The 20,220-nt window shown below is 58.6% G+C and carries 19 protein-coding genes; 9 read left to right on the forward strand and 10 right to left on the reverse strand.

Annotated features, from left to right (window positions below; all coding sequences use genetic code 11):
• Positions 1–97 precede the first annotated feature (97 nt).
• A complete protein-coding gene (locus CFB10_RS00100) occupies positions 98–310 on the reverse strand; it encodes a DUF2842 domain-containing protein (RefSeq protein WP_020012303.1) in 213 nt (70 codons plus the stop codon).
• Between the two features lie 142 nt (positions 311–452).
• Between CFB10_RS00100 and CFB10_RS00105 the strand changes: the two genes are divergently transcribed.
• Complete coding sequence (locus CFB10_RS00105) at positions 453–1,556, forward strand: COX15/CtaA family protein (protein ID WP_026364061.1); 1,104 nt, start codon at positions 453–455, stop codon at positions 1,554–1,556.
• A gap of 106 nt (positions 1,557–1,662) precedes the next feature.
• Here CFB10_RS00105 and CFB10_RS00110 read toward each other — a convergent pair whose 3' ends face one another.
• The 6 genes from CFB10_RS00110 to CFB10_RS00135 all read right to left on the reverse strand — a co-directional run bounded on the left by CFB10_RS00110 (position 1,663) and on the right by CFB10_RS00135 (position 6,625).
• Positions 1,663–2,508, reverse strand: coding sequence for an aminoglycoside phosphotransferase family protein (locus CFB10_RS00110; protein ID WP_020012305.1), 846 nt, complete (start codon positions 2,506–2,508; stop codon positions 1,663–1,665).
• Positions 2,509–2,515: 7 nt separating this feature from the next.
• Entirely contained in the window at positions 2,516–3,448 is a 933-nt protein-coding gene (gene argC / locus CFB10_RS00115) for an N-acetyl-gamma-glutamyl-phosphate reductase (protein ID WP_003502330.1), read from the reverse strand.
• A 70-nt stretch (positions 3,449–3,518) separates the two neighbouring features.
• Entirely contained in the window at positions 3,519–4,472 is a 954-nt protein-coding gene (speB, locus tag CFB10_RS00120) for an agmatinase (RefSeq protein WP_020012307.1), read from the reverse strand.
• Between the two features lie 129 nt (positions 4,473–4,601).
• Positions 4,602–5,069, reverse strand: a complete 468-nt coding sequence (gene rpsI, locus CFB10_RS00125) for a 30S ribosomal protein S9 (RefSeq protein WP_003496509.1) — start codon at positions 5,067–5,069, stop codon at positions 4,602–4,604.
• Positions 5,070–5,071: 2 nt separating this feature from the next.
• Positions 5,072–5,536, reverse strand: a complete 465-nt coding sequence (rplM, locus tag CFB10_RS00130) for a 50S ribosomal protein L13 (RefSeq protein WP_003502335.1) — start codon at positions 5,534–5,536, stop codon at positions 5,072–5,074.
• Positions 5,537–5,788: 252 nt separating this feature from the next.
• Positions 5,789–6,625, reverse strand: a complete 837-nt coding sequence (locus CFB10_RS00135; protein WP_020012308.1) for an EamA family transporter — start codon at positions 6,623–6,625, stop codon at positions 5,789–5,791.
• 894 nt (positions 6,626–7,519) lie between these two features.
• On the opposite strand from CFB10_RS00135, the gene CFB10_RS00145 reads away from it, so the two are divergent.
• From CFB10_RS00145 to CFB10_RS00160, 4 genes are all read left to right on the forward strand, one after another.
• Positions 7,520–7,954, forward strand: a complete 435-nt coding sequence (locus CFB10_RS00145; RefSeq protein WP_020012309.1) for a CoA-binding protein — start codon at positions 7,520–7,522, stop codon at positions 7,952–7,954.
• 73 nt (positions 7,955–8,027) lie between these two features.
• Complete coding sequence (locus CFB10_RS00150) at positions 8,028–9,311, forward strand: O-acetylhomoserine aminocarboxypropyltransferase (protein WP_020012310.1); 1,284 nt, start codon at positions 8,028–8,030, stop codon at positions 9,309–9,311.
• Positions 9,312–9,671: 360 nt separating this feature from the next.
• A complete protein-coding gene (locus tag CFB10_RS00155; RefSeq protein ID WP_026364062.1) occupies positions 9,672–10,184 on the forward strand; it encodes a hypothetical protein in 513 nt (170 codons plus the stop codon).
• 168 nt (positions 10,185–10,352) lie between these two features.
• Positions 10,353–10,694 carry a cupin domain-containing protein gene (locus tag CFB10_RS00160; RefSeq protein ID WP_026364063.1) on the forward strand — a complete coding sequence of 114 codons (342 nt, stop codon included), beginning with the start codon at positions 10,353–10,355 and terminating at the stop codon, positions 10,692–10,694.
• 20 nt (positions 10,695–10,714) lie between these two features.
• Here the strand turns inward: CFB10_RS00160 and CFB10_RS00165 are convergent, their stop codons facing one another.
• The gene (locus tag CFB10_RS00165) at positions 10,715–11,029 is read right to left on the reverse strand and encodes a transcriptional regulator (protein ID WP_020012314.1); all 315 of its coding nucleotides are present in this window, start codon (positions 11,027–11,029) and stop codon (positions 10,715–10,717) included.
• An 89-nt stretch (positions 11,030–11,118) separates the two neighbouring features.
• On the opposite strand from CFB10_RS00165, the gene CFB10_RS00170 reads away from it, so the two are divergent.
• Entirely contained in the window at positions 11,119–11,889 is a 771-nt protein-coding gene (locus CFB10_RS00170) for an SDR family oxidoreductase (protein ID WP_170940884.1), read from the forward strand.
• A 20-nt stretch (positions 11,890–11,909) separates the two neighbouring features.
• On the opposite strand, the gene CFB10_RS00175 is transcribed toward CFB10_RS00170, so the two are convergent.
• Complete coding sequence (locus CFB10_RS00175; RefSeq protein WP_020012316.1) at positions 11,910–13,163, reverse strand: cytochrome P450; 1,254 nt, start codon at positions 13,161–13,163, stop codon at positions 11,910–11,912.
• A 72-nt stretch (positions 13,164–13,235) separates the two neighbouring features.
• A complete protein-coding gene (locus CFB10_RS00180; RefSeq protein ID WP_020012317.1) occupies positions 13,236–14,483 on the reverse strand; it encodes a diguanylate cyclase in 1,248 nt (415 codons plus the stop codon).
• Positions 14,484–14,935: 452 nt separating this feature from the next.
• On the opposite strand from CFB10_RS00180, the gene clpP reads away from it, so the two are divergent.
• The 3 genes from clpP to lon all read left to right on the forward strand — a co-directional run bounded on the left by clpP (position 14,936) and on the right by lon (position 19,971).
• Positions 14,936–15,568 carry an ATP-dependent Clp endopeptidase proteolytic subunit ClpP gene (clpP, locus tag CFB10_RS00185; protein ID WP_003521529.1) on the forward strand — a complete coding sequence of 211 codons (633 nt, stop codon included), beginning with the start codon at positions 14,936–14,938 and terminating at the stop codon, positions 15,566–15,568.
• 293 nt (positions 15,569–15,861) lie between these two features.
• Positions 15,862–17,139 carry an ATP-dependent Clp protease ATP-binding subunit ClpX gene (clpX, locus tag CFB10_RS00190; RefSeq protein WP_003496489.1) on the forward strand — a complete coding sequence of 426 codons (1,278 nt, stop codon included), beginning with the start codon at positions 15,862–15,864 and terminating at the stop codon, positions 17,137–17,139.
• A 414-nt stretch (positions 17,140–17,553) separates the two neighbouring features.
• Entirely contained in the window at positions 17,554–19,971 is a 2,418-nt protein-coding gene (gene lon, locus CFB10_RS00200) for an endopeptidase La (protein WP_020012319.1), read from the forward strand.
• Positions 19,972–20,220: the final 249 nt, after the last annotated feature.

Below are 20,220 nucleotides of genomic sequence, written 5' to 3' on the forward strand. Positions count from 1 at the left end.
TCACTCTCTCCGGTTGTTTCGGTCGGACTATATCGTTGAGCGGCAAACAATCGGTTTATAATATTGCGACCTGTGGGTGTTATATAAGGGCCGGCGCTCAGCCCTGCTTTTTAGGCCCGGCCATCCATTTGATGATCAGCATCGCCGGCAAAATCCACAAAACCCCGGTAAATACGAAATAAGCGAGATGCACCCACCAGGGTGATTGCGCCAGGGTCGCCGATGCAATGGCCGTCGCCACCACGGCGTAAACGACGACGAGGCAGATGATGACGATGGTGCCGATGAGCGATCTGAGGCGAGGGTGCATGAAATCTTCCGTGATTGAACAGCTGGCGCGACTATACCGCCGCGACCGCATGCCGCAAACCCTGAGGCCTTGTTTTGTGGTGCCGGTTGGGGCTAATCAACATGACTGTATGAGGGAGACCTGAAAGATGCGTTCGAGCGGCATGACGATGGCAAATGGTTCTGCGGAAATAGTGGTGGAGGCTGCCCTGCAGAAACAGGAAAAGGACCGCCGCCTGCTGCGTATCTGGCTGCGCGTCGTGCTTTTCACGCTTGTCTGTCTGGTCCTCGTCGGCGGCGCGACCCGACTCACTGAATCCGGCCTGTCGATTACCGAATGGAAGCCGATCCACGGCGCCATCCCGCCGCTCTCCGTTGCCGAATGGGAAGAAGAGTTCCAGCTCTACAAACGCATTCCCCAATATCAGGAAATCAACAAGGGCATGTCGCTTGACGAGTTCAAGACGATTTTCTGGTGGGAATGGGCGCATCGCCTGCTTGCGCGCGCCATCGGCCTCATCTTCGCCCTGCCGCTCGCTTTCTTCTGGCTGACCGGCCGTGTCGAAAAGCGCCTGCGGCTGCCGCTGGTCGGCCTTCTGGCGCTTGGCGGCTTTCAGGGTTTCATCGGCTGGTGGATGGTATCGTCAGGCCTCGTTAACCGCACGGATGTCTCGCAATATCGGCTTGCCACGCATCTGACCATTGCCTGCCTCATCTTTGCGGGCTGCATGTGGATATTGCGCGGCCTGTCGCACCACTCGCCCGACGCCGCCGACGAAAAGACGGGCAGGGGCTTTGCCGCACTGCTGACGGTGCTCTGTCTGTTCCAGATCTATCTCGGCGCATTGGTGGCGGGGCTGAATGCCGGCCTTTCCTATAATACCTGGCCGCTGATGGACGGCTCGCTGGTGCCGGGCGATCTCTTCCTGCAGCAGCCCTGGTGGATCAACCTCTTCGAAAACCCCAAGACGGTGCAGTTCATCCACCGCCTCGGCGCCTATACGCTGTTTGCCGCCACGCTGTGGCATATGGTGTCGATGGCGCGCGCGCTGCCGAATACGCCACACGCCCGCCGCGCTGTGTTGTTCTTCGTGCTGGTTTCCATTCAGGCGGCGCTCGGCATCACCACGCTCTTGATGCATGTGGATATTCATGTCGCGCTTGCCCATCAGGGCATGGCGCTGATCGTACTTGGTTTTTCCGTCGCCCACTGGCGCGGGTTCATCGGCGAATATCCGGCGCCGGTTTCGGTCGAAATCAGGGACTAGAGTCTGTCAGGTTCATTCTCAACCTGACAGACTCTGGATTCTTTTGTTTTGTTTATCTTTTCGGGAAAACCGGGTTCCACTTTTCCCTGGCAAACTCTGAGCCTGTTCAGAACTGTTTCAGGACGGCCTTGATGGTTGCCGCGACGGCGAGTTCGTTGTCGCGCTCTTCCGCATTATCGTCCTCCTCGTGCCACGTGGCCGAAAGACAGCCATAGGCAAAGGCATATTGCAGCAACAGCCGTTCATCCCGTTGCAGCGTCTTCGCGAAAATCGCCGCCATGGAGGCGATGCGCGCCTCGCTGCGGGTGAGGTCGAAACGGTCGAGCGGATTGGAGAACATGTTGGCGACGTCGAATGCCGCGTCGCCGATCAGACCTGCGGGGTCGATGATGATCCAGCCGCGTTCACTGCGCATGATGTTCTCATGGTGCAGATCGCCGTGCAGCGGCTTGATATCCCGCTGCTTGCCGATCAGTTCCTGCGCAAGGGTGGCCGCCTCGATATAGGGGCTTTCCACGCCGTCAGTGCGGTCCTGTTCGGCCTTGCGGAACAGGCTTTCGAAATAGAGCGGCAGCGTCAGCAGGCTTGAGGGCGGCGTCTGTTGCGATGGCTGATGATATCGAAGCAGGACATCGGCGGCGATTTCCGTCGTGGCGTCGTCATTGCCGTCGCGGAACAGCACGTCGCGCAGGGTCTCTGTTCCGGCATGTTCCATCAGCAGAATGTCGTCCGAGCGGTCGAGCAGTTCCACGCAGCCGACACCTGCGCGCCATGCGATGAAATCCGCACCGCGAAGGCTGTCTTTCAGCACTTTCTTCTTCAGAACCTTGGCAATGGCAAGGGAACCGTCCTTGCGCGTCAATTCGTAAACGATGCCGGCTGGTGTATCGGCGATGCGTTTTGCGGCCTCGATATTCCACGAGGCCGGAAAAGATGGCGTGGTATTGCTCATGCAAATCTCATGCGGAAAGCATCAGTTCCATGTTCTGGACGGCAGCGCCGGAGGCGCCCTTGCCGAGATTGTCGAGCAGCGCGACGAGATTGATATGCTCGCCGCCCGGCGTGCCGAAAACGAAGAGCTTCATCGTGTCCTTGCCCGCCAGTTCCTCGGCGTCAATGCGCGCGAGGCCCTTGCTTTCGGCAAGCGGCACCACGCTGACGATGTCCTGTCCCGCATAGTGGGCGCTCAGCGCCGCATGGATCGTTTCGATGGTCGCGCCTTCCTTCAGGTCAGCAGCAAACAACGGTACCTGCACGATCATGCCCTGCGGGAAACGACCGACGGAGGGCGAAAACAGCGGTGCACGGTCGAGCTGGCCGTGAATGGTCATCTCCGGCACATGCTTGTGCTTGAGCGTCAGGCCATAAAGGAAGTTATTGGCGCTGATTGAGTCATCGCGGCTCTGGTCTTCCATCTGTGCGATCATCTGCTTGCCGCCGCCGGTGTAGCCGGAAACCGCATTGACGCTGACCGGATAACCGTCGGGCAGGAGGCCTGCGGCGCGCAGCGGGCGCAGAAGGGCGATCGCGCCGGTCGGGTAGCAGCCCGGATTGGCGACGAGGCGGGCGGAACGAACTTTTTCGCCCTGCTCCTTATCCATTTCGGCAAAGCCATAAGCCCAGTCCTGATGGACGCGATAGGCGGTCGAGGTATCGATGATGCGGACATTGTTGTTGCCGGCCACCATGGACACGGCTTCTTTCGAGGCGTCGTCGGGCAGGCAGAGGATCGAAATGTCGGCGTTGTTGAGCATATCCTCGCGCATCGCCGCATTGCGGCGCTCGGCTTCGGGTATGGACAGCAGCTCTATATCGCGGCGACCGGCAAGGCGCGTGCGGATCTGCAGACCCGTGGTGCCGTGTTCGCCATCGATGAAGATCTTCGCTGTCATATCCTTGTCCTGACTTTTCAAAGGGTTGCGAGAGTATTCGGAATCAGTTCGGTAAGCGCCGTTTTCCTTGTCAGCCGGCCTTCGCCAGCCGTTCGGCACGCAGGCCAAGCATATACATTGCAACGGTGGCTCCGGCAATGGCGGTAATATCAGCATGGTCGTAAGCGGGCGCGACTTCTACGACGTCGGAACCGCGAATATCCAGCTGGCCAAGCCCGCGCAGGACCGAGAGAATTTTCGCACTCGTCGGTCCGCCGGCGACTGGCGTGCCGGTTCCCGGTGCGAAGGCTGGATCGAGGCAATCGATATCGAAGGTCAGATAGGCGGGCATGCCTGCCGTGTGCTTGACGATCAGCGAGGCGATATCGCTTGCCCGCATTTCCTCCACCTCGTAACCATGGAGAATGCGAATGCCGAAATCGTCAGGCGCATGGGTGCGGATGCCGATCTGGATTGAACGGTCGGGGTCGATCAGCCCGTCGCGCACGGCGCGCGCCACGAAGGACCCGTGGTCGATGCGCTTGCCGTCATCAAACCAGGTGTCCTGATGCGCATCGAACTGCACCAGCGCCAACGGCCCGTGTTTGGCGACATGCGCCTTCAGAAGCGGCCAGGTAATGAAATGATCGCCGCCGAGCGTCAGCAGATAATCCGTCTTGGAGATGATCCGGCGCGCTTCCTTTTCGATCGTATCAGGCGTTTTCCAGTGGTTGCCGTAGTCGAGCAGGCAGTCGCCGTAATCGATGGTCGGCATATGGGCGAAGAGATCGCGCGCGAAGGGATATTGCGGGTCGTTGTCGAAAATCGCCGAAGCCCGGCGGATCGCCTGCGGCCCGAAGCGCGCGCCCGGCCGGTTGGAGGTGGCTGCATCGAAGGGAATGCCCCAGATGGCAGTCGATACGCCCTTGAGGTTCTTTGTATATTTGCGCCGCATGAAGGATAGCGCACCCGCGTGGGTCGGGTCGGTGGCGGCAGATGTCAGCGTAGTGGCGGAAAAGGCATGGTCGATTGTTTTGGCCGGCATATGTCACCCCATCGCGTTTTGCGCTGAAGGTGCTGTCTTCGCGCCGAAAAAACAAGGGACGAGACATGAAAAAAGGCGGAGCCGAAGCCCCGCCTTTCGAAGTTCTGAACGAACCGTTCCGAGAAGCGATTAGCGCTTGGAGAACTGGAACGAACGGCGGGCCTTGGCCTTACCGTACTTCTTACGCTCGACAACGCGGCTGTCGCGGGTCAGGAAGCCACCCTTCTTCAGAACGGAGCGCAGGCCCGGTTCGAAGTAGGTGAGCGCCTTGGAAACGCCGTGACGTACGGCGCCGGCCTGGCCGGAAAGACCGCCGCCTGCAACCGTTGCAATGATGTCGAACTGACCGGAGCGGGCAGCTGCGACCAGCGGCTGCTGGAGGATCATCTGCAGAACCGGACGTGCGAAATACGTGGTGAAATCGCGGCCGTTGATGATGATCTTGCCAGAACCGGCCTTCACCCATACGCGGGCTACGGCGTTCTTGCGCTTGCCGGTCGCGTAGGAGCGGCCGAGGGTATCAACCTTGCGGACGTGCACGGGAGCCGAAGCTTCCGATGCCGGGGCGAGGTCTTTCAGAGAGGAAAGATCGGCCATTATCAGGCGCTCCTTACGTTCTTCTTGTTAAGCGCGGCCACGTCGAGAACGGTGGGCTGCTGTGCTTCGTGCGGATGGTTCGAGCCGGCGTAAACGCGCAGGTTCTTCATCTGGCGACGGCCGAGCGGGCCGCGCGGGATCATGCGCTCGATGGCCTTTTCAACGACGCGCTCCGGGAAGCGGCCTTCGATGATCTGGCGAGCCGTACGCTCCTTGATGCCACCCGGGTGACCGGTGTGCCAGTAGTACTTCTTGTCGGAGTACTTGTTGCCGGTGAAGGCAACCTTTTCCGCGTTGATAACGATGACGTTGTCGCCATCATCAACGTGGGGGGTGTAGGTAGCCTTGTGCTTGCCGCGCAGGCGGGTTGCAACGATGGTGGCGAGGCGACCAACAACGAGGCCTTCGGCGTCGATGATGACCCACTTCTTCTCCACCTCAGCGGGCTTCTGAACGAAAGTAGACATAGATTTCACTTTCTAACGTGGACCCGTCATCCTCTTCATGAAAGAGCATACGGGCGTTTCTTGTTGCTTGGTTTGGTTGCCATCAAGGGCAACCGCAAATGACCCTATTCCGGCTGGAATCCGATCTGGCGCGCTTATACGGTGCGCGAGCGAAAGCGTCAATATGACGAATTTTGGAGTTCGTAAAAATAATATAGTAAAAACAATGACTTGATAATGGGGTATTATTTTACCTCATCAAGCGACCCCGTTTTATCCCAGCCGCATCACCAGAACGCCCGCTGCAATGATGCCTCCGGCGAGATAACGCCAGATGCTGGCGCGCTCTTTGAGGATCACCACGGAGATTACCAGCGCGAAGAGAATGGAGGTTTCCCGCAGCGCCGCGACGACGGCGACGGGCGCCTTCGTCATGGCGTAAAGCGCAAGCCCATAGGAGAGAATGGAACCGCCGCCGCCGATCAGGCCGCGCCACCAGTTGCGCCGGACATGCTGAACGACTGGGCGGACGCCGCGCTGGAAAAAGGCAAAACCGAAAAGCAGCACCGGCGGCAGAAGCGACATCCAGAGCGTATAGGAGATGGCGTTGCCGGAAAGTCTTGCGCCGACGCCGTCGACGAAGGTGTAGGACGCGATCACGAAGGCGTTGAGCAACGCGACCAGAATAGCCTTGCCGCCGCCACGCCTTGCCTCGAATACGAGTGTCAGGATGCCGCCGGAGATGATCGCGATTCCGGCAAGGGCCAGCGGGCTTAGAACCTCGCTCAGGAACAGGCTGCTTGTCGCCGCGACGATCAAGGGAGCTACACCGCGCATGACGGGATAGACAAGGCCGATATCGCCGATCGTATAGGCGGCGGCGACAAGGCGAAAATAGGCGAATTGTAGAACGGCCGAAGCGATCAGGAAGGGAATGGCGACCGGCGCGGGGAAGGGCAGGAAGGGCAGAAACGGCAACGAACAGGCCGCAGCCCCCGCCGCGATCAGCGAGGCATCGAGTGATTTGTCGGAACCGGATTTGACCAGCGCATTCCATCCGGCATGCAGCATCGCGCCCAGGAGCACCAGAAGAAGAATGTCAAATGTCACAATAGAGACTCGCTCGCGGGCTACTTTGGGCAACCTACAGCATCGGCCTGAAAACCGGAATCGATTTTCGGTGAGGGCGACGCGACCTTCCGAATTGTTCGATTGAGCGTTTTGCGCCCGTGGAACGTCCCGCAAGCGATGTGTGACGGCGGCTAATATTGCAACACGCGTAAAATTTCTACTTTGTGCATGTCGTGGGGTTGCGGAATGATTTTGCGCTGGCGCGATGTGGCATTCTGCTCAGGATTTCATCCGTCAGAGGGTGGCATGAGCGCTGGGCGCACAGCTTGTGGTTTCGCTTCGGAGCGTGTTCGTGTCTGGATACCAGCTTTTTTGTCAAAAAACTCCGCTGGGCACTTCGGTTGGAAGGTGTATCAATTGGATGGCAGGTGCGTGAAAAGAAATTTCATATATGCCTATAACGTCTTGCTGTAACGTTGCAGACTTGTATATAGATTGATTTACAGAATAACTTTCTGAAAATTAGATAGCTCTAATTCATCTGCGAACGGAATGAAAACAAACAGGAGACGAAGGGCGCATAACTTGCACGCTAATGTTGTTTGAGCCGCTTTTGTGCCGGTTTGCGCCATTTTGAAAACTGGACAAGATTAGTCAATACAACCGGGATTCTGGTATTTTGGTGAAATCATTTTGCGTGGACGAAAACGTGCCGCTGAGCGACGATGGGTCTGTCGCGGTGGTGATTTTCGGCCGGGCAGGGGTTCAAGATGGCAGTGAAGCTTCCTAGATGGGGAAGGCAGGCGCAATCCGCAGTGTCAGGAATGCGTCGGTGGAATTATGCAGGAGAGGCTGTGCTCGCGGAGCTTTTAAATGGCGCACCTGCATTGGTATTCTTCTAACCATGTGACCTTCCAAAAGGGATAAGTTGACATGCAGCATGATCGTTACGAGCCCGACTACCTCAGAAAAATTCTGACTGGCGTCAAAACCATCGCCCTGCTCGGCGCTTCGCCCAATCCGGACAGGCCGAGCCACGGCGTCATGCGCTTCCTGCTGTCCAAGGGTTATCGTGTATTTCCGGTCAATCCCGGCCAGGCGGGTAAGGAGATATTGGGACAGAAGGTCTACGCCAGGCTCGCCGATATTCCCGAGCCGGTGGACATGATCGATGTTTTTCGCGCACGGGAATATTTATCGGCAATCGTCGAAGAGGCGATATTGCTGCCCGAGCGACCATCGGTGATCTGGGGCCAGCTTTCCGTTCGCGATGACAATGCCGCCGCCAAGGCTGAAGCCTATGGCATGGAGGTTGTGATGGACCGCTGCCCTGCAATTGAGTATCCGCGTCTCAATATTGTGCGATAGTTGGTACGGATCGGACTTATCATTTGGCGGCAAGGCATTATGATCCCTTCAAAATTCCACTGGAGGAAACATCATGCCGAGCAGCAATCCTGGGTTTTCAACGCTGGCCGTCCACGCGGGCGCACAACCTGATCCGACCACCGGCGCGCGTGCGACACCCATTTATCAGACGACGGCCTTTGCTTTTCGCGACGCCGATCACGCTGCCGCCCTGTTCGGATTAAAAGAGTTCGGCAATATCTACACCCGCATCATGAACCCCACCCAGGCTGTTCTGGAAGAGCGCGTGGCGGCGCTGGAAGGCGGCACGGCGGCGCTTGCCGTCGCGTCCGGCCATGCCGCGCAATTGCTGGTCTTCCATACGCTCCTGCAGCCCGGCGACAATTTCGTCGCCGCCCGCCAGCTTTATGGTGGTTCGATCAACCAGTTCGGTCACGCCTTCAAGGGTTTCGACTGGCAGGTGCGCTGGGCTGACGCCACCGATCCCACCAGCTTCGAGGCGCAGATCGACGACCGTACCCGCGCCGTCTTCATCGAAAGCCTTGCCAATCCCGGCGGTACTTTCGTGGATATCGCCGCGATTGCCGATGTCGCCCACCGGCATGGCCTGCCGCTGATCGTCGACAACACCATGGCGAGCCCCTATCTGCTGCGGCCGCTGGAACACGGCGCTGACATCGTGCTGCATTCATTGACGAAATTCCTTGGCGGTCACGGCAATTCCATGGGCGGCATCATCGTTGACGGCGGAACCTTCGACTGGTCGGCGACGGACAGATATCCGGCGCTGTCGCAGCCCCGACCGGAATATTCCGGCGTCGTGCTGCATCAGACCTTCGGCAATTTCGCCTTCGCCATCGCTTGCCGTGTTCTGGGATTGCGCGACCTCGGCCCGGCCATTTCGCCCTTCAACGCCTTCCTCATCCTGACGGGCATCGAGACGCTGCCGCTGCGCGTTCAGCGCCATTCCGACAATGCGCTCGCCGTCGCCAAATGGCTGAAGGCGCATCCCAAAGTTAGCTGGGTGCATTATGCCGGGCTGGAGGACAGCGAAAACCATGCCCTCCAGCAGCGATATTCGCCAAAGGGCGCAGGCTCCGTCTTCACTTTCGGCGTCAAGGGCGGTTATGCGGCCGGCAAGGCGCTGGTGGAAGGGCTGCAGCTCTTCTCCCATCTCGCCAATATCGGCGATACGCGCTCCCTCGTCATCCACCCGGCCTCCACCACCCATGCGCAGCTGACGCCTGAACAGCAGACGGCCGCTGGCGCAGGGCCGGATGTGGTGCGTTTGTCGATCGGCATCGAGGACGTCAAGGACATCATCGCCGATCTCGAACAGTCGCTTGCCAAGCTGTGACGTGGTTCGTCATGCGGGTTTGGTACTCGCGTGACGCCCGATGATATCTAGTGTGATTGTGCGGCCGCTGGAAAACCATGAAACAAGGGGTTTTCGGCGCGCCGAGCGCCGGTGAGGTCCTTGGGCGACCGCCCATCAAGTTGTTCGCGGTGATTTTCCTGTTGATTGCGCTGGCGAAATCAGCGGCAAACTGAGCGTGTCATTTCGCTTTACGGAAAAGCCCGGTGCCAGTGCTGGAAGCGGTTGGCGCGCCAGGCGGACGAACGGCGCGCCGCTTCCATTCATCGGCCACCATCTTACCGGGAGCGTCGAATCTGCCTAGAACAGGCCCTTGCACTCCCATCGCGAAAGATAGGCCATATGAAAAACCGAACCGGAATGCTCCGCATCGTCACCCTTCTCCTTGCGATCGGGGTCGCGGGTATGGCTGATATACCTGTCGTCGCTTCGGTTTCGCCGGCAAAGGCGGAAGCGGAATATTTCCCGACTCAGAAGGATTTCGTCGGAAAGTGGAAACTCAGCGGTGCGACCAGTCGCCCGCCGCGCGATATGAAGACCGCGCCGACCTCCCAGCAGGAAGCGGATGCGACACTGTTCCAGGAGACGGTGACGACATTTTACTCCACGTTCGACTATCTGGAGATCACAGCGGACGGTCGTTACAATTTCCATCAGGCCGGTGATCCCTCAGGTTCATGCGTCTGGTGCGGAACATGGTCTTTCAACAAGAGTTCGCTTTGGCTGAAGCTGGATACGGCGCCCAGGCTCGATATTTATGCGAAGGACGGCGATATACAGATGACCTACACCGCCGAACCCGACAAGAAGTCGAAATACACCTGGCTGGTTTTTGGCTGGACAAGGATGGAGTGAACGGCATCTTCTCCCGCTGCGAGGCCGCGACGGGAAAGGGGGCAACGAGCAAGTGCTCTCCACCCATAAAATCAATTTTAAGTTGTGAATGAAGTTGAAGACGTTTGACGAAGCGCTCACAAATGAGCAAAGCTATTTTACCAACCACATTTGATGGATCCGGATGTCATGGCGAATTTTCTGTCCTTTGATGATACCACCGAGGTGGAGCACGGCGCGCCCGCGCCGGAAAGGCTGATCTCCGGCGATCCGAGATTCACCACATGGAATCTCGAGGAAGCTGCCGGCGGCATCTATGCCGGTATCTGGCAATCCACCCCCGGCAAATGGCGGGTGGTTTATGACGAATGGGAATATTTCAACATTCTCGAAGGTCATTCCATCCTGACCGAAGACGGCGGTGCGCCTCGCGATCTCAGACAGGGTGACCGTGTTATCCTGCGCCCGGGCTTTACCGGCACGTGGGAAGTGGTGGAAACGACACGCAAGGACTACGTCATCCGGCTCTGAGGCCGGATACGGTCTGGTGCTTATTGCTCATCGAATTTGAGAATTGATGGAAGCAGTCCGGGAAAACGGGCTTCCATGTCCTCAATGCGCACAACGCTGATATTTTCGACGCCCTGTTTGTGGGTGCGGATCAATCCTGCCTCACGCAGGACACGCATATGGCTGGAAAGGGTGGAGCGCGGCATATCCTGACAGGGGGCTGCCGCACCGCAATTCTGCCCGGCTTCCGACACCCATAATTTGCGGATGATGCCCATGCGCGCGGGCTCGCCAAGGGCGGACAGCACGGCGGTAAGCGATATGTCCTCGCGAGCGGGATGAAAAAACTGAACCATGGACCGCCTGTAGCATATGGATTGACAAGCTTCAATATTTCAATAAAACCGAAATACCGAATTATGGTAATTCGGAAATTACGATATTCATGGAGTTTGCAATGTCTGGACTATTCAGCGGGCAGGTGGTCGTCGTCACGGGCGGATCGACAGGCATCGGCTTTTCAGTCGCCAGGTTGTTTCTGGAAGGCGGAGCCTCTGCGGTCTATGTGACTGGCCGCAATTCAGCCAATCTCGATGGCGCCGTCGCCAAGCTCGGGGAGCGGGTAATCGGCTTCGTTTCCGATGTTGCCAAGCTTTCGGATCTGGAACAGCTCAAGGCCCGCATAGAAGCCGACGGGCGAAAGGTGGATGTGCTGGTCGCAAATGCCGGCATCGCCGAGAACAACGATCTTGGCGCAACCCATGAAGCGCTTTACGACCGGATTTTCGACATCAACGTGAAGGGCGTGTTTTACACGGTGCAGACGTTGTTGCCGGTGCTGAAGGACGGCGGTTCGATCGTATTGACCGGGTCGATCGTCGGCAACAAGGGTATGGAAAAGCTGAGCGCCTACAATGCTTCGAAAGCGGCAGTTCGCTCATTCGCCCGCAGTTTTGCCAATGATCTGAAAGCGCGGGAAATCCGCGTCAATACGGTGAGCCCCGGCGTCACCCGCACGCCAATCATGGAGAATGGCCTGAAAATGGACGATGAGAAGATCGCCGGTTTCAAGGCCTATCTGAAGGATGCAGCACCGATCGGCCGTATGGCCGACCCCGACGAAATCGCCGAGGCGGTGCTGTTTCTGGCGTCTTCCAAGGCCAGCTATATCACCGGCGTCGAGCTCTCGGTTGATGGCGGTCTGGCCCAGATTTAAGGCCGCATCCTCCCTCTGCCTCACCAGCTGAGATCGAGCCGCTCCAGGCCATGGAAATGATAGACATCCTTGACCTTGGGCGGCTCGGCAATCTTCAGGCCCGGCAGACGTTTGAAAAGCAGGGGCAGGGCGAGATTAAGCTCCAGCCGTGCAAGCGGCGCGCCGATGCAGAAATGGATGCCGGCGCCGAAAGAGACGTTGGCGCCCTCGTTCCGGTCCGGCTGGAAGGTCAGCGGATTGGAAAATTTTGCCGGGTCGAGATTGGCGGCTGCCAGGATAAGGCTGACCTTGTCGCCGCGCTTGAATGTGACGCCTTCGATTTCGACCGGTTCCAGAACCCAGCGCTGGAAAATATGGACCGGGGCGCAGATGCGCAGGGTTTCTTCCACCGTGCGTTCCGTGGCGGCCTCGTCGTGGAACAGGGTCTCCGGAGAGATACCGCTTTCCAGAATGATGCGCACGGAATTGCCGATCTGGTGCACGGTCGCCTCGTGTCCGGCATTCAGCAGCACGATGGTGGTGGAGATTAGCTCGTCATCCGTCAGGTACTGGCCCTTGTGCTCCGTATGGATCATGTGGCTCAGCAGGTCATCCTTCGGCTCCGCCCGCCGCTCGGCGATCACGCTGCGCACATAGTCTGAAAATTCATGCGCGGCCCTGTCGGCCAGAAGCTCGTCCTCGGGCGTGCGCTTGAACATGTACATGCCGACATAGGCATGCGACCATTTCAGAAGCTGCGGCCCCATCTCTTCGGGAATGCCGATCATGCGGGCGATCATCGTCACCGGGATGATATCGGCATAAGAGGAGAGCAGCTCGGTTTCGCCCTTGCTCTCGAAGGCATCGATCAGGCGGTTGGCGAGTTCCTCGATTTCCGGCTTCATCTTGTCGACATGCCGGGAAACGAAGGCGCGGTTGATGAGCGTGCGCAGCCGCGTGTGTTCCGGCGGCTCCAGCTCCAGAAGCGAATGCTGCTCGGCGGCGTCGAAATGCTTCACATGTTCCAGCGGTTGCGGCAGGCCGATTTCCTCGCGGCTAGCCACATGCAGGATCTGCCGTCCGAAGCGGCGGTCGCGCAGAAGTGCGCTGACATGGTCGTAACCGGTGAAGAACCATTGCCGCTGCTCCTCCCAGTAAAAGGTGGGACATTGCCCATGCAGGGCGGCATAAACCGGGTTCGGATCGTTGTAGAAGGCCGGGTCGCGGGCGTCGAGTGAAACGCGGCGGGTGGCGGGATCGATTTTGAGAAAGGGAAATGTCGCTGTCATGCCCATGGTTTATTCCGCGCGTGGCGCTTTGGGAAGGGAGGGGAACTCCCCTCCGTCTGTCACTGGATGGTTACATCGTCATCGACTGGCGATGGCGGATATCCGGTTCAGCGCCGCAACCTGGCGGTCGGCATTGTTGTCCATCGGGTTTTCGTCGCGGTCCGAGGCGGGCACGACGACATTGGCCGAATTGACGTGGATGACGGTCCGGTTGCGCCCGGCCTTCTTGGCGGCATAGAGCGCACGGTCGGCTTCGGTCATCATGGTGTTGAGGTCGGCATCCCTGATCATGGCTTCGGCGATGCCGACGCTGGTGGTCACCTCGATGCTTTCACCACGCGAACTGATCTTCGACAGGCGCAGATTGCTGCGGATGGCTTCCGCAAGCGTCGCTGTGCTGGAAGGGCTTTCGACTTCGGCGACCAGCGCGAATTCCTCGCCTCCCATTCTGACGAAAAGGCCGCGATCGCCGATCACACGCTGGGCGATATTGCAGAAATGCACGAGGACCGCATCGCCGGACTGATGGCCGTATCTGTCGTTGATCTTCTTGAAATGGTCGATGTCGAACAGCACCAGCGCCACATAACGGCTGGAGGCCGGCGACCTTTTCTTGATGCGCTCGAACTCCTCCAGCAGACCGCGCCGGTTGAGAACGCCGGTCAGATGATCGGTCATGGCGAGGCGGTGGAGACGAATCTCCGTGTCTTCCATGATGATCTTGGCGCTGATCATGATGATCGCCGTGAAGCCGAGCATGCCGGAGATGGAGAGCGCCGATGTCATGGGAATGGCATTGGGGATTGCGGCATTGGCCGGGATGACGATGGATGCGACGATCGCTCCGGCAAAAGCCTGCAGGATCAGGATCGTGGCCAGAACCTTTCGGCTGCGAGATGCGCGCGCCCTGCTGGCCAGAAGCACGCCCGCGAGCATGAAATAGCCCGTGGCCGCGCTGGCATGATAAAGCAGGATGCGGGCGACCATGTCTTCGCGCACGGGCGGCACGAACATTCCGGCGATCCACAGCAGGGCCGGAATAGCAACCCAGCCGCCGAGTTTGCGCTGCTCGAAGCAGAGCAGGCCAGCCAGCCAGAAACCAAAGGCGGAAAGCGCCAGCGTGTTGCCGACCTGAATGGACAGAAAACTGGAAATATCGCCGCGAAACGCCACCATGACAGTGCCGATGCCCGTGGTGAGGAAACCTGCGGCGAAATAGAGGTTATGCCGGCGGGAAGGACGGTGCAGCCACAGCGTTCCCAAAAGCACGGCAAGGGTGAACGTTTCCGCCGCCCACAGTAGCGTGCTCGTCTTTGCATCCAGCATTGCAAAATCCTATCTGCGCCATCATGCGGTAAAAGCGGGCCATCTCGCACAAGGTGCGTTATGCCCGCTGGAATTGTTGAGCTGCCATTTCGCCCGGATGGGCCCATTCCCCAACGGGAACCGGAAATTCGCTGGCCAGTATCAGCAGCAAATACTAACGAGTTCTTGCCGGTGAGAAGTTATATCTGTGTATGGCGGGCGATTTTTGCCCCCGTCGCGCGCCATAGTAAAAAAATGGTGGCGGTGAGGGAAAGAGGCTCGGCCGGCCCCGCCCGGTTCGAAACCCTTGCCAAGCCGGCCCCCGACGGCCTGCAAACGCTGTTGAGCCGTTAAGGATATGCGGCTTCGTGTCTTGAAGTACGGGGCAGGGACACTCTATGTAGGGAGTATGAAGGTTAGAAGTGATTCCGGAGCGGTTTTCCGCGAAGGGCAGAGTTTGACAAAGGACGGACATGAAAAATCCAGTTGATACCGCCATGGCTCTGGTGCCGATGGTCGTAGAGCAGACCAATCGCGGCGAACGCTCCTACGACATATTTTCCCGTCTTCTCAAGGAACGCATCATTTTCCTCACCGGTCCGGTGGAAGACCAGATGGCGTCGCTCGTCTGCGCGCAGCTTCTTTTCCTCGAGGCTGAAAACCCGAAGAAGGAAATCGCGCTCTACATCAATTCGCCGGGTGGCGTCGTGACCGCCGGCATGGCGATCTACGATACGATGCAGTTCATCCGCCCTGCGGTTTCCACGCTCTGCGTCGGTCAGGCCGCATCCATGGGCTCGCTGCTTCTGGCTGCCGGGGAAAAGGGAATGCGCTTCGCCACCCCGAACGCCCGCATCATGGTTCACCAGCCGTCGGGCGGTTTCCAGGGGCAGGCATCGGATATCGAGCGCCATGCCCGTGACATCATCAAGATGAAGCGTCGCCTGAATGAAGTCTACGTGAAGCATACCGGCCGCACGCTCGAAGAGGTTGAAAAAACCCTTGATCGCGACCATTTCATGGATGCAGACGAGGCGAAGGACTGGGGCGTGATCGACAAGATCCTGACCTCGCGCCAGGAAATCGAAGGCGCCGCCGCGAATTGAGGCGCGCCGCTTTTTGACGTTTGTTTGAACCCGCAAAAGTAATTTCGGGGCTTTCAACCGCAACAGAAAGCGATATTAGTATATATAAAGGCTATGTTGAATTTTTATGACGTGGCCTTTGGTTTGATGGGGAATTCGTTGCAGCCGGTTGTCAGCTCATGTATCTGATACCGGTTAGTACCCCGGGAAACGAGGCGGATACGGCGATGCACCCCAAGGGCTGCCGTATCGGCGGGCGGTAAGTTGACCGCGATCCGTTTGGCGGACCTGCGGCGTGCTGGAAGGAAAGAGATATGAGCAAAGTCAGCGGCAGCAACGGCGGCGACTCTAAGAATACACTCTATTGTTCATTCTGCGGCAAGAGCCAGCACGAAGTCCGGAAACTCATTGCCGGACCGACGGTATTCATCTGCGATGAATGCGTCGAATTGTGCATGGACATCATCCGCGAGGAGAACAAGACGTCGATGGTGAAGTCGCGCGAGGGTGTTCCCACCCCGCAGGACATCATCAAGATCCTCGACGAGTATGTCATCGGCCAGAAGCAGGCGAAGAAAATCCTGTCGGTGGCCGTTCACAACCACTACAAGCGCCTCGCGCACGCCTCCAAGAACGGCGATGTCGAGCTTGCGAAGTCGAACATCATGCTCGTCGGTCCGACGGGTTGCGGCAAGACCTATCTTGCCCAGACGCTCGCCCGCATCATCGACGTTCCCTTCACCATGGCGGACGCAACGACGCTGACCGAAGCCGGTTATGTCGGCGAGGACGTGGAAAACATCATCCTGAAGCTGTTGCAGTCTGCGGATTACAATGTCGAACGCGCACAGCGCGGCATCGTCTATATCGACGAAGTCGACAAGATTTCCCGCAAGTCGGACAACCCGTCCATCACGCGTGACGTGTCGGGCGAGGGCGTTCAGCAGGCGCTTCTGAAGATCATGGAAGGCACGGTCGCTTCCGTTCCGCCGCAGGGCGGCCGCAAGCATCCGCAGCAGGAATTCCTGCAGGTGGATACGACCAACATCCTGTTCATCTGCGGCGGCGCTTTTGCCGGCCTCGACAAGATCATCTCGGCCCGTGGTGAAAAGACCTCGATCGGCTTCGGTGCGACCGTCAAGGCGGAAGACGATCGCCGCGTTGGTGAGGTTCTGCGCGAGCTGGAGCCTGAAGACCTGGTGAAGTTCGGCCTCATTCCGGAATTCATCGGCCGTCTGCCGGTTCTGGCGACGCTGGAGGACCTCGACGAGGATGCGCTGATCCAGATCCTGTCCGAGCCGAAGAACGCGCTGGTCAAGCAGTATCAGCGTCTGTTCGAGATGGAAGACGTGGAACTGACCTTCCACGAGGACGCTCTGCGCGAAATCGCCCGCAAGGCGATCACCCGCAAGACCGGCGCCCGCGGCCTGCGCTCGATCATGGAAAAGATCCTGCTGGATACCATGTTCGAACTGCCGACGCTGGAAGGTGTGCGCGAAGTGGTTATTTCCAACGACGTCGTCAGCGGCGTCGCCCGTCCGCTCTACATCTATGCGGATCGTCAGGAAGAAAAGACCAACGTTTCGGCCTGATCGGCCGGTCCGGTACTTTGATGAAATCAAGAGGCCCGCATCCCGTGCGGGCCTTTTCTGTTGTGGTCGGGTGTGAAACTTGCGCCTAACTTGGCGAAGCCCGATTTTGCGTTTGGAGCGGATTGCGCTTTGCTGATAAAGTCTTACAACTGATTTGCAGCGCGATATGACGGAAATGTGAATTCCCGTCGGCGACCCGGTTCCTGATCCTGAGGGATAACCGGAAATGTCGGGAGTACTAGCCGGCGCTGGGTTTTGTTGAATTTCACGGTTCTGCCGCTCAGCGGGATCGTCTGTTCCGGCGACTTGAAATCGGTGTTTCGAAACTCCACTTTCAGTCTCGAGAAATGAATGTGCCGGATGCCCCAAGCTGTCCGGCAAAGTGTCCCGAAAGGGACCATGAAAGGAAATGATATGACGAACATCACGTCTGCGGCATCTGGTGGTACCTATCCGGTACTTCCCCTGCGCGACATTGTCGTTTTCCCGCATATGATCGTTCCCCTGTTCGTCGGGCGGGAAAAATCCATTCGTGCGCTCGAGGAAGTCATGGGTTCGGACAAGCAGATCATGCTTGTTACCCAGATCAACGCCAGCGATGACGATCCGGCTCCCGAAGCCATCCACAAGGTCGGCACGGTCGCCAATGTCCTGCAGCTTCTGAAGCTTCCCGACGGCACCGTGAAGGTGCTGGTGGAAGGCAAGGGCCGCGCCCAGATCGACAGCTACACCGGCCGTGAAGACTTCTATGAAGCCACCGCGACGCCGTTGCAGGAGCCTGCCGAAGATCCGGTGGAGATCGAGGCGCTCTCGCGTTCGGTCGTTTCGGAGTTCGAGAGCTATGTGAAGCTCAACAAGAAGATTTCGCCCGAGGTTGTCGGCGCTGCTGGCCAGATCGACGATTATTCGAAGCTCGCTGATACGGTCGCTTCGCACCTGTCGATCAAGATCACCGAAAAGCAGGAAATGCTGGAAACCGTCAGCGTGAAGCAGCGGCTTGAAAAGGCGCTCGGCTTCATGGAGGGCGAGATTTCCGTGCTGCAGGTCGAGAAGCGTATCCGCTCGCGCGTCAAGCGCCAGATGGAGAAGACCCAGCGCGAATATTACCTGAACGAGCAGATGAAGGCGATCCAGAAGGAACTCGGCGACGGCGAGGACGGCCGTGACGAGATGGCCGAACTGGAAGAGCGCATCGCCAAGACCAAGCTTTCCAAGGAGGCCAAGGAAAAGGCCGAAGCGGAAATGAAGAAGCTTCGCCAGATGAGCCCGATGTCTGCGGAAGCGACCGTCGTGCGCAACTATCTGGACTGGCTGCTCGGCCTGCCCTGGGGCAAGAAGTCGAAGATCAAGGCCGACCTCAACGCGGCCGAGAAAATCCTTGATCAGGATCATTTCGGTCTCGACAAGGTCAAGGAACGCATCGTCGAATATCTCGCCGTGCAGGCGCGCGCCTCGAAGATTCGCGGCCCCATCCTGTGCCTCGTCGGCCCTCCCGGCGTCGGCAAGACCTCGCTCGCCAAGTCGATCGCCAAGGCGACCGGCCGCGAATATGTGCGCATGGCGCTGGGCGGCGTGCGTGACGAGGCGGAAATCCGCGGTCACCGCCGTACCTATATCGGCTCCATGCCTGGCAAGATCGTGCAGTCAATGAAGAAGGCCAAGAAGTCCAATCCGCTCTTCCTGCTCGACGAGATCGACAAGATGGGCATGGATTTCCGTGGCGATCCGTCTTCCGCACTGCTGGAGGTTCTCGATCCGGAACAGAACTCCACCTTCATGGATCACTACCTTGAAGTGGAATACGACCTGTCCGACGTGATGTTCGTTACCACGGCCAACACGCTGAACATTCCGGGTCCCCTGATGGACCGTATGGAAGTGATCCGCATCGCCGGCTACACCGAAGACGAAAAGCGCGAAATCGCCAAGCGTCACCTGTTGCCGAAGGCGATCAAGGAACATGCCCTGCGTCCGGAAGAGTTCTCGGTCAGCGATGACGCTCTGATGATCGTGATCCAGCAGTACACCCGCGAGGCGGGCGTGCGCAGCTTCGAGCGCGAGCTGATGAAGCTGGCACGAAAGGCCGTGACCGAGATCATCAAGGGCAAGGTCAAGTCCGTGGAAGTCACCGCAGCCAACGTTCCGGATTATCTGGGCGTTCCGCGGTTCCGCCATGGCGAGGCCGAGCGCGAGGATCAGGTCGGTGTCGTCACCGGTCTTGCCTGGACGGAAGTTGGCGGTGAGCTGCTCACCATCGAAGGCGTGATGATGCCGGGCAAGGGCCGCATGACGGTGACCGGCAACCTCAAGGAAGTGATGAAGGAATCCATTTCGGCGGCGGCATCCTATGTCCGCTCGCGCGCCGTGGACTTCGGCATCGAGCCGCCGCGCTTCGACAAGAGCGACATCCACGTCCACGTTCCGGAAGGGGCAACCCCGAAGGACGGACCGTCCGCCGGTGTTGCCATGGCAACCGCCATCGTCTCCATCATGACCGGCATTCCGGTCTCCAAGGATGTGGCGATGACGGGCGAGATCACGCTTCGTGGTCGCGTGCTGCCGATCGGCGGCCTGAAGGAAAAGCTGCTCGCAGCCCTTCGCGGCGGCATCAAGAAGGTACTGATCCCGGAAGAGAACGCCAAGGATCTGGCGGAGATTCCGGACAATGTGAAGAACGAGATGGAAATCATCCCGGTTTCGCGCATGGGCGAGGTCATCAGGCACGCCCTGATCCGCCAGCCGGAACCCATCGAGTGGGACGGCAGCATCGAAACGCCTGTGATCGCAACGGTCGAAGGTGTTGATGACGGCAGCCAGACCATCGCACATTGATACATGCTTCGTCGCGAGGGGCGGGAATCGCCTTTCGCGACGGGTGCTGCATAGATTCAATATGTTAGGTGTCGGAAGGCGTATCCTCCGCTCAGCTGCGCGCAAGTGATGCGAATTTGGCACGAATATGTGGAAGGCCGGCAGAAATGTCGGCCTTTTTTGTGAAAAAAATCGCAGACCCCTTGTTTTTCAGGCGATTCCAGCGCTTTTGGGTTGCTGCGCGCGGATGCAAACGTATTCTGCGCCGGC

The organism is Agrobacterium sp. 719_389 (assembly GCF_900188475.1).
Lineage (GTDB): Bacteria > Pseudomonadota > Alphaproteobacteria > Rhizobiales > Rhizobiaceae > Agrobacterium > Agrobacterium radiobacter.